Here is a 14232-nt window from a genome sequence, read left to right on the forward strand (position 1 = left end):
CAGATTAGTTTAAAAATACGGATTCTTTATTTATATTATCGCCTCTGCATATTTAGGCCTTCTCCTCTCACAAAAATTAGAGTATGGAGAAGTATGCTTAATAAAAAATCATAATATTCAATCTTTAATTATTCTATAAGTGATATGCCACGCCCTTCTATATCAAAAAAAAGTGTTTACTTTGTGCAACTTATTCAATTACATATAAAACAAACATAAAACGAGTTGAAGGGATATGTCAGAAGATGTTTTTAAGAAGATAGTTTCACACTGCAAAGAGTATGGTTTTGTATTTCAGTCCAGCGAAATATATGATGGTTTAAGCGCCGTGTACGATTACGGGCAAATGGGTGTGGAGCTGAAAAACAATATTAAGAAATACTGGTGGGACAGCATGGTCTTGCTACACGAAAATGTAGTAGGTATCGACTCCGCCATCTTTATGCACCCTACCATCTGGAAAGCTTCGGGACATGTGGATGCTTTCAACGATCCTTTGATCGACAACAAAGACAGTAAAAAACGTTATCGTGCCGATGTATTGATAGAAGAGTACATGGCAAAGATCGACGATAAGATAAACAAAGAAGTAGAGAAAGCGGCAAAAAGATTCGGCGACAGCTTCGATGAAGCCATGTTTCGCCAGACAAATCCTCGCATACTCGAAAATCAGGCGAAACGCGACGAGGTACATACCCGCTTTGCAAAAGCATTGAACGACAGCAATCTGGAAGAACTTCGCCAGATTATCATCGATTGCGAAATCGTAGACCCGATCAGCGGAACACGTAACTGGACCGATGTGCGCCAGTTCAACCTGATGTTTGCCACCGAAATGGGTTCTACTGCCGATGGTGCAATGAAAGTATACCTGCGCCCCGAAACGGCACAGGGTATTTTCGTAAACTTCCTGAATGTACAGAAGACAGGACGGATGAAGATACCGTTTGGTATAGCTCAGATAGGTAAGGCATTCCGCAATGAGATCGTTGCGCGGCAGTTTATTTTCCGCATGCGCGAATTTGAACAGATGGAAATGCAGTTCTTTGTTCGTCCGGGAGAAGAACTGGAATGGTTTGCCAAATGGAAAGAAACACGTATGAAGTGGCACAAGGCGCTTGGATACGGGGATAACAAATACCGTTTCCACGACCATGACAAGCTCGCTCACTATGCGAATGCAGCTACTGACATCGAATTTGAGATGCCGTTCGGGTTCAAGGAAGTAGAGGGTATTCATTCCCGTACCGACTTCGACCTGAGTAGTCACGAACAATATTCAGGTAAAAAATTACAATATTTCGACCCTGAACTCAATAAATCGTATACACCTTACGTTATTGAAACGTCAATCGGTGTCGACCGTATGTTCTTATCCACTATGTCAGCCGCATATTGTGAAGAAGAGCTGGAAGGCGGCGAATCGCGCGTAGTACTGAAACTGCCGGCAGCATTAGCTCCGGTCAAACTGGCTGTACTGCCCTTGATAAAGAAAGACGGCTTACCGGAAAAGGCTCAGGAAATCATTGACGATTTGAAATTTGATTTCAAATGCCAGTATGATGAAAAAGACAGCATCGGCAAGCGTTACCGCCGCCAGGATGCTATTGGAACTCCTTATTGCGTAACGGTAGACCACCAGTCGCTGGAAGACAACACGGTAACCATCCGCTACCGCGACACAATGGAGCAGGAGCGCGTAGGCATAGACAGACTGGCTGATATAATAGCCGACAAAGTAAGTATGAAGAACTTATTGAAAACAATATAAAATAATTATGGGTTATAAATTATAAGTGATGAATGAATTCCGCCTCTTGTAATTTGCAACTCGTAACTCGTAACTCGTAACTATAAAAATTATGAACAAAAAACTATTTGCTTTAATCGCCATACTTTGCCCGCTGGCATTCTTTTTCTCTTGCAGTACTGATGATAATAATATTGTAATTGATGAGGAATGGAAAGCATATAATGAAAAACAGGTGGCGGATATAGATAAATCAGTGTATCAGTCACGTGAATCTGAGAGCAAAAACGGTACTATCTATTTCAAGTATATAGATGATTATGACTCAGAGATCACAAAGACTGCTTCAACTAAAATCACAGATACCCAAACTCCATATTTTACCGATAGTGTGGCTTATCGTTGCGAAGGGTATTTCCTGCAAAAAGATGGAACAAAGTATATTTTTCAAAACGACAACAATGGTTATATCCTGCGTGGACGCGTCAGCGATTATATTGATGGAATGAGGACTATGCTACAAAACATGCAGAAAGGGAAACAGGTTGAAGTAATTATTCCTTATCAGCTTGGGTATGGAACAACTGATTATTACAGCACTAACGCCAACGGCACAAGATATATAGCCGTGCCTGCTTATACAACATTGAGATTTAAAATATACTTAATTGATATAATCCCTGATAATCCGGGAGAGTTTGATTAGAAATAATAAATCCGGATAAAAAATATAAGGCGTAAAAGTGGGTACTTTTACGCCTTATATTTTAGTCCTGTCATCAAACTTAACTTCCTGTCATTTTCGCCTTTTTCTTCTTACGCATACTTCCTATAAGAAGTTCCTGCAATTTCTCAGGAGTTATATTCGCTTCAATCTTGCCCTGGCTCACAAATGAGATCTTGCCGCGTTCTTCCGATACCACAATTACTTTAGCGTCAGTTTCCTGCGATATACCGATGGCAGCCCTGTGCCTTAACCCGAAAGACTTTGGAATATCATGGTTCTGGGCCACCGGAAGGATACATCCTGCCGCCTTGATCCTGTTACCTCCTATAATCATAGCCCCATCGTGCAAAGGCGTATTCTTGAAGAAAATATTCTCTATAAGACGTGTGCTTATATCGGCGTCCAGTGCTTCTCCGGTATCGGCATAATTACCGAGTTTTATCTCCTGCTCTATCACAATCAGGGCTCCGGTATAAGTCTTGGCCATATTCATACAAGCCAGCACCAGGGAGGTTATTACAGAATCGTTTAACTCCCCTACATCTTTCGATCTGAATATCTTCGTTATAAAGCGAAAAGTACGGTTCGAACCAAGGGATATAAGGAAACGCTTTATTTCATCCTGAAAAATGATGATAAGTACAAACAGCCCGAAGTCGGTAAACTTATCGAGGATAGCACCCATCAGGCGCATCTGCAACACCTGCGAGACAAGCACCCAAAGGATTATAAATGCTAAAACACCTTTAAAAATAGCGCCCGTACCAGACCTCGATACAATCCTATACAATTGATACATTACTGTTGCAACCAACAGTATATCAACAATATCTCTTATTCCGAAGTTTTCCATTAGCAGGACACAGCATTAAAATCAAGTACCAAAGATAGTGGATTTCTTTCAGAATCGGCCTAAAAAATCATTCCGGTCTTCTTAAAAAATCTTTTATTCGAGCATCTGGTTCATTACAGGATGACGCAACGGGAATAAGCTTCTGAAAGGCTCATCCAGTTCATCCGTCTTATAACCGAACAACAGGCGGCATAGGAAACGTATATCTTTTATCTCTATATCGGCATGGGGCTGTTTTTCGAAGTACAGACCGTACAGGAAATCTGCGTCCATTATCCGTGCCATTCCCGCAATGTCATACTTCTCGGGAAATCCGTCTATGATTTGTTCTTCTACTATAGCTTTGAAATCCGTAAATGTTTTTTGCACACAAAGATCTTTACCGCGGAACAATGCGTCATATATTTTATACGCCCCGGTTATATCAGGATTATCTTCCAGTATCTTCTTTAACGGATATAACGGAACAGTTCCCTTTTCAAACACTTTCTGATAGCCATATTTTTCATAAAAACCATATAGCCAGTCCTCTGCCGGCACAAGGATGGATAAGGGTATCCCTCTCTCTCCGATCACACCGTGCGCCTTGTGTATCAATCGATCCATATACCCCCTTCTGCGGTATTCGGGCAGAGTGCATAACCCTGCTAAATAGGCAAAGGGAATTTCTTCTCCGTAAAACGTAATTGTATAGGGCAGCATCTGCAAAGAGGCGACAGCTTTGTCCCCGTCAAAGTATATCAGCGTATTTTCATTCCTGTACTTATACTTAAAAAGGATATCCAGAAAATCGTCAGCATCGCCAAAGCATGTTTTCCACATCCGGCGAACCAACGGCATTGTATGTTCATTTGCAAATTGTATCATCCAGGCCCCTTAGCCCCCGGAGGGGATATTTTAACTACATCATATAAACTACTCATTATCTATCACTTAAAACTTATTATTTATCAAAAGTTGACAAAATTGACAACTTTTCTCAAATTCATAATTTCTTACTTACCCTCTCTGCAAGTCCCCCTCCGGGGGATTAGGGGGCTAATCTATACCTTCGGTATCAACATCGCTTCCTCGAGAAGAATATCCGGATAGTAAGACATCTTGGCTTTACGCAGATTATCCAGCCCCATATCCTCCTCTCTGTTGACATACATAAAATCCGAGGCTTCGTGTTCTACAAACTGCTGGTTGATGATAGTATAAGCCCCGTTCATATCAACGAACGCTTTTTCCACATGCACTACAAAAGAGTCTTCAGTCAACGGTTCCCCTATTGTAAAAGCCACTATTTTTCCATTCACCCGGACAGCTCCCCCACGCAGTTGCAGGTATTCGAAATGCTCGAGCATCAGTCTTGTCGCAATATAATCGTAGCGCTGCGTTATATTGATAGCTGATGTAGACTTCTCTTCCCACTCATCAAGCATCCTCACACATTCGTCCAGCTCTTTCTTAGTGGTCAGGGGAAAGTATTCCCAATCAGGATTGTCCGCTTTAAAGCGGTTGATGTGATTCCGCTTGCTTTGCAGTTTTTTACCGGAAAGCTTTATTAGTTTTTCCGACAGGTAAATATATTCATCATTATTCCTGTCGGGAAGGTAGCGGAATTTATCCGGCATCTCCTTCTGTATATTTTCCCACATCCGAAGTGTGATACCTTTCATCTGGAACGGGATTTTGTTGTCCTCCGCATCTTTCATTATTAGCTCAAACGCGTCTCTCAGCGGCATTTTACCGATAGGCATCATGTAATAAAGCTGCCCGTCGGAATCCTGAAAACGGAGAAAAATAGTGCGGTGCTCTATGGCATACATTGTTTTAAACCTGGCATTCCAGGCAAACAGGTTGGCAAAGCAAAAGTCACAGGCTCTATAAATATTTCCGGAAAAACAGGCATCTATTTCCTTTTTATCAGTCAGTGTAATTTGTTTAAAGTTGATCATAAATAACGGGTTACATGTTTTAGATACAAGCAGACGGGAAAACAAGAAACGAGTTCCTGGCCCTCAATCCAGATACCGGCATGTTATTTCATTTGCAAATCTATTCCTGTTCTACTTGTATTTCATTCGCTAAACAAAACTAATACAAATATTGTTCTCGAATATACAGATAAAGATATTATCTTTTATTGACATTCTTTATGTCCAATAACATTTGTTAATAACATAATTTATAACGTAATTTGCACATTATAAAGAATGATTCTATATAAGAAACTATCGTAAAAGATGTCGAATACAAAGAAAGTATTAGCAGTAGCCGAAACATCATATATTATACGCAAAGGACTGGTCTATGTTCTTTCCCAGTTATCCAGTGTGGGGAAGGTCGTGGAACTGAAGGAAATGGAGGATATCAATTACCAGCTCGACATACTTCATCCCGACGCAGTACTTATCAATCCTATGCTTCTGGGGCATACCTCGAAGCAGGATATACGCCAGCAACTGAACCTGAATAAAAACATTGCGATCATTGCGCTGGTATATAATATCATTGATGAGCAGTTTTACAAATCGTATGATGCGGTTATCAAAATAAACGATTCGGAGTCAAGGATTGAAGAAACATTACTGAATTGCCTGAATAAAGAACAAGCCGGGCAAAGTGACCAGGAAGAACTCAGCGACAGGGAAAAAGAGATCCTTATCAGCGTAGTAAAAGGGATGAGCAATAAAGAGATTGCCGAACATCACAATATATCCATACACACGGCTATAACACATCGTCGGAACATTACCCGTAAACTTAAAGTACACAGCATCTCGGGACTGACCATATATGCAATAATAAACAAACTTGTAGATATATCCGAAATAAAGTATCAGGACGAATAAAACTTCAATATCATGCAAAATATCACTATCATATTTAAAAAGTCAATGAAGATGTCGGAACTGATAGATGCCGACTACCGGCTTCTTCTGTTGCTCAACCGCCTGAATATATCTCTGGGATTTGGCGAAAAGAGTGTAGACGCTGTCTGCAAGGAAAACGGATTCGATACCGATTGCTTCCTGTTCCTTGCCAGCTATCAATCCAATAAATCCATTATCAATATAGAAGAGGCTTTCGGAGCCCTTCCCCTGGAACCATTTCTCCGTTACCTGAAAAGCTCACATAGCTATTTTCTGGAAAAAAGACTGCCGAATATACGCCGTAAACTGGAGCTTGTTTTCGACACTTCCGAAAAAGGGTTGAAAGATGTTGTGCTTAACTTCTTCGACAACTATACCAAGGAAGTGGAAGAACATATGCTATATGAAGATGAAGTTGTTTTCCCGTATGTATATTCCCTTATTAACGATTCGGGAGAAAAGAAATATTCCATTAATATATTCGAACAAAGGCACAACGACATAGAGGGTAAGATGAACGATCTGAAACAGATACTGATGAAATATCTGCCCGGTACTATAGACCAGATGCTTATGGTAAACATTCTCACCGAACTGTATATGTCAGAGGAAGAACTTGAAGCCCATACTTTCATCGAAGACAGCCTGGTAATACCAAGGGTAAAAGAAATAGAAAAAGGTAAAATCTAATTCCGCTTATTTCTTTCCGAACCAATCACGCAATTCCGCTATACTGAATACCTTTTTCAGTTTAATATACGCATATACAAGCGATATGGCTAAGATTCCTGTACCCAGTAGCAAACCATATCCTCCGGCATAATATTGCGCTATATAAAAAGCTATTCCTATAAACAACATGTTTATAACTGTCATCTTTATAATATTGCTATCCCATGTAAAGCCCGAAATAGTCTTACCCACTATGAAAACTACCGGAAGATAAACAATATAAGCTATCAGATAGCCCATACCCGTAGCCTCAAGCCCGTATTTCGGGAATAGTAAATAACCGGACAGCAGGTAAACCAGATAAAATATAATCTCTGTGGCTAAAAAAGCGGTCCCTTTGTTCTTTGCCAGCATAATAAAAGCTACAGGCCAGCACAGCACCTTAAAAAAGGTTCCCAGCACCTGCCATCTCAACACGGCATCTGCATGCCCGAATTCCGAGCTGTAGAGCACAGACAGGGCAAAGCCGGCAAACAGCAACATTCCCACAATGATGGGTGAAGCTACTACCAGAATAATATAACTCTGCTCATTCACCAATTTTTTCACTTTTCCCCCTTCTCCCGCAATAGCCGATAGTCGTGGGAAGAAATCCGATCCCATAGACCGCAGAATAAGGCTCAGATAAACATTTGTAATCACCCATGCCGACTGAAACAGCCCGGCTGCATCGATATCTATACTCCGCGAAACAAAGGTTCTTACGAGGAACATACTTGCTGTACCTATAAATCCGGCGACAACGATGAAAAGGCCTAATTTCAGAGTTTTCAATCCCGATTCGAAAGCCTCTTTATTTGATATATCACTTTTCTTGAGATACAGTTTACGATAATAGAATTCTACGCATAGAAATGAAAATAGTGATGAAAATACAAAAGCCGGAAGAATCCCATCAAGGCCGAAAAGCAAATAGACAGGTATAGATATAAGCAACCCGAAGAAGCTTCCCAGAAAAGCAGATTTTGCCATTTCGGGAATTCTACGCATCCCCTGCAATATGGAAGACCTGCCCATAGTCAGTATCGCAAGGAATACACAAACCGATAAGCAAGCGATGTAAAAGGTAAAACGACCGTCTTCAAAGGCCCAGACACTAATCGGATAAGAGAAAATGAGACAGGCCAATGCTCCGCAAAGTGCCATTACTCTGAACCATTTATTGAACCGGGTAACAGTTTTGAAAAGTACCTCCTTATCTCCGGAACTATCCGCTTCCGCAATCTCCTTCACACCTGTGGTATCCATACCCAGTCCTCCGGCAGAGCGTATCATCTCTATAACAGAATTATATATACCGATAATACCCACGCCGACCGGCCCCAGCAGAACAGCTATCATCTTATTGCGGATAACGCCGATCAGGATAATGAGTATCTGCGATCCTCCAAAAATAGATGTAGACTTTAGAATCTGATTATATGACGAGTTTTTCTTTTCCAATGCAAAGGCTTATACTGTTGTTATACATGCAAATGTAACAAATAACGTGAATCAGTAGTTGAAATTTAACGTTCTATTTTTTTCTAACGCGTCAGCCGGCTTGTTTTTCTTAACTTTTTCTTGATAGAAAGTTACAAAAATCAAGGCTTTAGCCTCATGTGCGTCAGCCCTTGCGCATTAGTGACGCAGGCGGGGTACCCAATCCGTTGAAGGCGGCATAGAATCAAACGGGGCGATAGCCCGTGTGTTTGATTCAGCCGTCAAAACGGTTTTGGGTCGCCGAGGAATTGAAAATCGAGGAGCGTAGGCGACTCAACAGGAGTGCTAGCCTTTTGGTTCGTTTTGCATCAAGGCAAAATGAACATTCTGGCGGAACGAAGTGCAGCAGAAAATCGAACGTTTCTATCCTACAATAATCACTTCAACTACTGATTGGCATGAATAAAAGTCCGAAATATTTGTCAATCAAAAGAGTGAGATCCGAATATAATGTTTATTCGTTTGTCTCTTCTCTTTCATTTTATTATTTTTGTCTCTCAAATTAATGTAAAATGAAGTATTACAGTACAAATAAGAATGCACCGGAAGTCAGTCTGCAAGAAGCGGTAGTCAAAGGGCTGGCTCCTGATAACGGGCTATATATGCCCGAAACGATTAAAGAATTGCCTCAATCTTTTTTTGAAAATATAGGCAATATGAGCTTTCAGGAGATAGCATATACGGTTGCCGATGCTTTCTTTGGAGAAGATATAGAGCCGGATACGCTCAAGAGTATCGTATATGATACCCTCAGCTTCGATACACCTGTAGTACATGTAAAAGATAATATATACAGCCTTGAACTTTTTCATGGTCCTACTCTTGCTTTTAAAGATGTGGGAGGGCGTTTCATGGCCCGTCTGCTAGGCTATTTCATTAAGAAGCAAGGGCAGAAAGACGTGAAAGTCCTGGTGGCCACATCGGGAGATACAGGCAGTGCTGTTGCAAACGGATTCCTGGGAGTGGAAGGTATCCATGTATATGTTCTCTATCCGAAAGGGAAGGTAAGCCAGATACAGGAATGCCAGTTTACCACATTAGGCCGGAATATAACAGCCATAGAAATAGACGGGACATTTGATGACTGTCAGGCGTTGGTTAAAACCGCCTTTCTGGATGAAGAACTAAACCGGAAGCTGAATCTGACTTCTGCTAATTCCATAAATGTAGCCAGATTTCTCCCTCAGGCATTTTATTACTTCCATGCTTATGCTCAACTTGCTAAGCAGGGAAAGGCCGGAAATGTAGTATTTTCGGTACCTAGCGGCAACTTCGGGAATATTACTGCCGGATTGATAGCTAAACGCATGGGACTGCCTGTAACGCGTTTTATTGCGGCAAATAACAGCAATGATATTTTCTATAAGTATTTGCAAACCGGAGAGTATAATCCCCGTCCGTCTGTACAGACGATTGCGAATGCCATGGATGTGGGGAATCCCAGCAATTTTGTCCGCGTGCTCGACCTTTACGGTAAGTCATTGAACGAGATAAAGAGAGACATATCGGGAGAATGGTACAATGATGATTGTATAAAGAAGATCGTAAAAGCGACTTATGATGAGACCGGATATTTGCTCGATCCCCATGGTGCATGCGGCTATCAGGCATTAAAAGATGAATTGCAGCCGGGTGAGACAGGTGTTTTCCTTGAAACAGCACACCCTGCCAAATTTCTTGAAACAGTAGAAAGCATCATAGGCAGGCAGGTGGCTATTCCTGAAAAGTTGCAGGCTTTTATGAAAGGGAAAAAACAAAGCGTAGATATGAGTAAAGAATTTGCTGATTTCAAGCAGTACTTACTGAGATAAAAATAATAAAGCCCGGAAATTCCGGGCTTTATTATTATATCAAAGAATGATCAGAATTTATATCCTAAAGTGACATAAGCATTCCTGTTTTTCACTTTTCCATCTCCTCGTGATATATCATATAATCCAAAGTCATACTTAAAAGATATATTCACATGTTCATACTCTACTCCCAGGCCAATACCAATACCCCAGTCAAATTCACGGAAATGCGTATCGCTGAAGGTATCTTCTCCCCTTCTCCAACCGTCAATCATTTTTATATAATCATTTAAGCCCATCGAGATAGTTCCTTCCGGTGTTTTTAAAACAACTTCGTCTCCGAGTTCTGTTTGTCCGCCAATTCCATAGGCTATATAAGGACCTCCTTGTACCATCAGTCTTGTTTTTTGGGATAAGTCAAACTTATACCCTACATGCACCGGTACCTGAAGATAATTAGCCGCCACAGTCGATTTTTTAATACTTAAACTCGTGCCTGCGTTTTCATCTTTATTCAGGAGATCGTATTTAGTTCCCTTGTTTACAAATTCGATAGCAGAAGAAAGGTACAGGTCGCGATTCAGAAAATAGTCAAATGTTAGCCCACCCGTAAATGAATGTTTTATTTTAGTATCGTAAGAATACTCACTAAGATCGGAAAAAGCGAATCCGGCTTTGACTCCGAATAAGAATTTTTTCTCTTGGGCGTTAGCAGACAAGCCAACAATCAAAAATATTGAAGCTAAGGTAATTTTGATAATTTGTCTCATAAAAATGTTTTGGTTAAGATGATGTAGTTTATATTAAGCTGCTTAGAGAAGACAAAGATATATAAATTATTTGTACCCATATACATATAAAACAATTTTTATAATTTCAGAAAATAAAAAAGCCCGGAAATTCCGGGCCTCTTTATATAGTTTCAGAGTGTTTCTTAGAATAAGAATTTGACACCGATAGTCAAATCACCTATTTCGGTTCCATGTGTATCGCCATTGAATCTGAAAGAATTGCTGCTATCACCGCCTTTAGGCTTAGAGCTATTGTAACGGGCGCTCAATACAGTGAAAGATGTTTCTACCGAGATCCAATCGTTGATTATATAATCGAAACCAGGAGCTAATGCTACAGCTATGTTAGTGTCGTTTACTTTCAGTTTGGTATCTCCGCTTCCATATTCAGTACTTCCGAAAGAAACAGGAAGGGCTGCTTGTCCGAAGAAATAGAGTCCGCCACTGATGTTCCAGTATTTTCTGGCAAAAGGCATGATGGCGATATCTGTAGTTTTCTCAGTTTGTACGCCGGCTATTTTTACTTTTCCCGATTCGAATCCTAAAGCTGCACCTACAGCTACGGAAGGAGAAATAAAAGTTCCGACAAGAGGAGCTACAGCGAAGTCATTAACTTTTCTTTCAACAATTTGATCGGAAGAAGTTGTATACGACTTATCGCTTCCGAAGCCTACCTGGCCTCCGACAAACCAAGTTCCTTTAAGACCATCTTGTGCATTTGCAAACAGGCATGACAATGCCAAAGCGCTGACTAGTAATATTTTTTTCATTATTTTCTAATTAATGTGATCGTTTTTAAGTCTGTTTGACGGTGCAAATATATATGTATATTTTTTAATTTTAAAACTTATTATGAAAAATCCTGCAGTATATCACACATCTGCTTTGTTTACAATAAGATAGATCAGGAGGAAAATAATTGCATGAAAGAGGAAAAAATAATCATAAAGAAAGTTTAATGGCCTGTATTCTGATAGTTTAGTATCATCCATTATTATTCGTCAAATGATAAATTTATATAAAAGACCGGGGCTAAAGGTTATAAACTCTTCAATCCCGGTCTTTGTAAAATATCGTCTTATAAAAGTCAATACGACCTTTTGTCTATTCCTTCTATATAGTTCAGGAATGCTGTATTCACCATCCTGTTGCCACCCGGAGTGGGGTAATTTCCCGAAAAATACCAATCCCCCTTGTGATTCGGGCTAGCCTTGTGAAGATCTTCAATGGTCTGGAACACAATTTCTATCTTAGCCTGTGTTCCCTTTGGCGTAAGCATTTCGGCCATTTTGGTCGATATTTCCTCATTAGAGAATGGCGCGTAAATTTCTTTTACATAATTCACTATCTCTTCTTTCGGCTTGTTCTTTTGCGCAAGAGATTTACGGTATACATCGTCTATAACCGATTGCATTCCTCTCTCTTTCAGTAATTCGATAGCAGCTCTGAATGCTGCGAATTCACTCATACGCGACATATCTATACCATAGCAGTCCGGATACCGGATCTGTGGAGATGAGGATACGATAACTATCTTTTTAGGGTGCAGGCGGTCGAGTATTTTTATGATACTTTGTTTGAGGGTTGTTCCCCGCACTATACTATCATCTATCACTACCAGGTTATCTTCATATGGGCGGACCGAATCGTATGTTATATCATAGACGTGTGCCGCCAGATCATCGCGGCTGCTGTCCTGTGCGATAAAAGTCCGTAACTTGATGTCTTTGATAACGACCTTTTCGGTACGCACCCGCATAGATAATATCCTTTGCAGTTCTTCTTCGGAAATGGATGAACCTTTCTCTGTAATTTTCTTTAGCTTTACATCATTCATATGCTTGTTAAGAGCCTCTGTCATTCCGAAAAATGCAACTTCAGCCGTATTGGGTATGAATGAGAACACCGTATGTTGTATATCGTTATCTATCGCTTTCAGGATAGGTGGCAGAAGTAGCTTTCCCAGATCTTTGCGTTCGTTGTATATATCGGCATCCGAACCCCGGGAAAAATAAATCCGTTCGAACGAACAAGGAGATACATTTCGTGGTTCCTGTATTTGTGAAAACAATACCTGCCCACTCTTTTTAACTATGATCGCCTGTCCCGGGTCAAGTTCTTTTACCTCGGCCACATCGAGATTAAGCGCCGTCTGAATTACGGGACGCTCCGATGCTACCACTACAATCTCATCATCATGGTAGTAGAAAGCCGGACGTATACCGGAAGGGTCTCTGTATACAAATCCGTCGCCACAACCGATAATTCCGCCGATGGTATACCCTCCGTCCCAGTTTTCACTGGCTTTGTTGAGCATGAAATGTATATCGAGGTTCTTTTCTATCAGGTCGTTCAGGTCTTCTCCTTTTACTTTGCGGTCTTTACCGAATTTGTCATATTGGAACTGCACTTCCCTGTCGAGATGATGCCCCAGAGATTCGAGAAGAACGAAGGTGTCGGCGTAATCACGCGGGTGTTGCCCTTCAGCTACCAGCGCTTCGAACAGCTCATCAACATTGGTCATATTGAAGTTTCCCGCTAGCGCAAGGTTCCTCGACCGCCAGTTGCTGCGACGCAGAAATGGATGTACATATGAGATGCCACTCTTGCCGGTTGTACTGTAACGCAGATGTCCTAAAAATAATTCACCTGCAAATGGCAGATATTGGCTGGCATATGCAGGATCACTTAATTTTTCCCTGGATGTTTTTTCATAATTCTTGTATACATTAGAGAAGATTTCCGATATGGCGCCCGAACCTGTGGCTCTTTCCCTGAATATAAACTCGCTACCCGGAGGTGAGTCTAATTTTACTACAGCAAGCCCCGCACCTTCTTGTCCACGGTTGTGCTGTTTTTCCATCAGCAGGTATAATTTATTCAATCCATACTGCCATGTACCGTACTTCTTTTGATAGTAGTCAAGCGGCTTTAGCAAGCGTATCATTACGATACCGCATTCATGCTTCAAAGGCTCCGTCATATAAAGATCTCCTTCTATTGAGAATTTGTTGAGAATAGTTATTTTTGAGGCTACAAAGATAATATGATTTTTTCTGTAATCCTAAAAATATTATAGCTGCAATACGGGTATTTTTTCCATAAAGGTTTATCTGTGTATAGATAGCTTTTAGTTCTTTGAAGTAATGAACACCCCCTCAATCCCCAAGGAACTTACAGAGAGAATAAAAAGCTAATATTTTTTGCTGCACTTCGTTCCGCTTAAATGTTCATTTTGGCATT

Annotated in this window: 12 protein-coding genes; 5 read left to right on the forward strand and 7 right to left on the reverse strand. The window is 40.7% G+C overall.

Going from position 1 to position 14232, the window contains the following annotated elements:
- Positions 1-235: 235 nt before the first annotated feature.
- Positions 236-1771 (forward strand): glycine--tRNA ligase, encoded by a 1536-nt coding sequence (locus tag IR083_RS17515; RefSeq protein WP_194225265.1) that lies wholly within the window; start codon positions 236-238, stop codon positions 1769-1771.
- 91 nt (positions 1772-1862) lie between these two features.
- Complete coding sequence (locus tag IR083_RS17520) at positions 1863-2456, forward strand: FKBP-type peptidyl-prolyl cis-trans isomerase (protein WP_194225266.1); 594 nt, start codon at positions 1863-1865, stop codon at positions 2454-2456.
- Positions 2457-2535: 79 nt separating this feature from the next.
- Here the strand turns inward: IR083_RS17520 and cdaA are convergent, their stop codons facing one another.
- From cdaA to IR083_RS17535, 3 genes are all read right to left on the reverse strand, one after another.
- Positions 2536-3330: a diadenylate cyclase CdaA gene (cdaA, locus tag IR083_RS17525; protein WP_194225267.1), complete on the reverse strand. Its 795-nt coding sequence runs from the start codon at positions 3328-3330 to the stop codon at positions 2536-2538.
- A gap of 93 nt (positions 3331-3423) precedes the next feature.
- Entirely contained in the window at positions 3424-4197 is a 774-nt protein-coding gene (locus IR083_RS17530; RefSeq protein ID WP_194225268.1) for a GNAT family N-acetyltransferase, read from the reverse strand.
- Positions 4198-4373: 176 nt separating this feature from the next.
- Entirely contained in the window at positions 4374-5273 is a 900-nt protein-coding gene (locus tag IR083_RS17535; RefSeq protein ID WP_194225269.1) for a DUF2156 domain-containing protein, read from the reverse strand.
- Between the two features lie 288 nt (positions 5274-5561).
- Between IR083_RS17535 and IR083_RS17540 the strand changes: the two genes are divergently transcribed.
- Together IR083_RS17540 and IR083_RS17545 are read left to right on the forward strand one after the other, a co-directional pair.
- Complete coding sequence (locus IR083_RS17540) at positions 5562-6170, forward strand: helix-turn-helix transcriptional regulator (protein ID WP_194225270.1); 609 nt, start codon at positions 5562-5564, stop codon at positions 6168-6170.
- Positions 6171-6182: 12 nt separating this feature from the next.
- A complete protein-coding gene (locus tag IR083_RS17545) occupies positions 6183-6881 on the forward strand; it encodes a hemerythrin domain-containing protein (RefSeq protein ID WP_194225271.1) in 699 nt (232 codons plus the stop codon).
- A gap of 6 nt (positions 6882-6887) precedes the next feature.
- Here IR083_RS17545 and IR083_RS17550 read toward each other — a convergent pair whose 3' ends face one another.
- The gene (locus IR083_RS17550) at positions 6888-8366 is read right to left on the reverse strand and encodes an O-antigen translocase (RefSeq protein ID WP_194225272.1); all 1479 of its coding nucleotides are present in this window, start codon (positions 8364-8366) and stop codon (positions 6888-6890) included.
- A gap of 551 nt (positions 8367-8917) precedes the next feature.
- Between IR083_RS17550 and thrC the strand changes: the two genes are divergently transcribed.
- On the forward strand, positions 8918-10216 hold the full coding sequence (gene thrC, locus IR083_RS17555; protein WP_194225273.1) for a threonine synthase: 1299 nt from the start codon (positions 8918-8920) through the stop codon (positions 10214-10216).
- 50 nt (positions 10217-10266) lie between these two features.
- Here the strand turns inward: thrC and IR083_RS17560 are convergent, their stop codons facing one another.
- The 3 genes from IR083_RS17560 to IR083_RS17570 form a co-directional block, all read right to left on the reverse strand.
- Positions 10267-10968: a porin family protein gene (locus IR083_RS17560; RefSeq protein WP_194225274.1), complete on the reverse strand. Its 702-nt coding sequence runs from the start codon at positions 10966-10968 to the stop codon at positions 10267-10269.
- A 164-nt stretch (positions 10969-11132) separates the two neighbouring features.
- Positions 11133-11759, reverse strand: a complete 627-nt coding sequence (locus IR083_RS17565) for an outer membrane beta-barrel protein (RefSeq protein WP_006800303.1) — start codon at positions 11757-11759, stop codon at positions 11133-11135.
- 317 nt (positions 11760-12076) lie between these two features.
- Positions 12077-13972 (reverse strand): amidophosphoribosyltransferase, encoded by a 1896-nt coding sequence (locus IR083_RS17570; RefSeq protein ID WP_194225275.1) that lies wholly within the window; start codon positions 13970-13972, stop codon positions 12077-12079.
- Positions 13973-14232 lie beyond the last annotated feature (260 nt).

The sequence above is a fragment of the Dysgonomonas sp. GY75 genome (assembly GCF_015234155.1).
GTDB lineage: Bacteria > Bacteroidota > Bacteroidia > Bacteroidales > Dysgonomonadaceae > Dysgonomonas > Dysgonomonas gadei.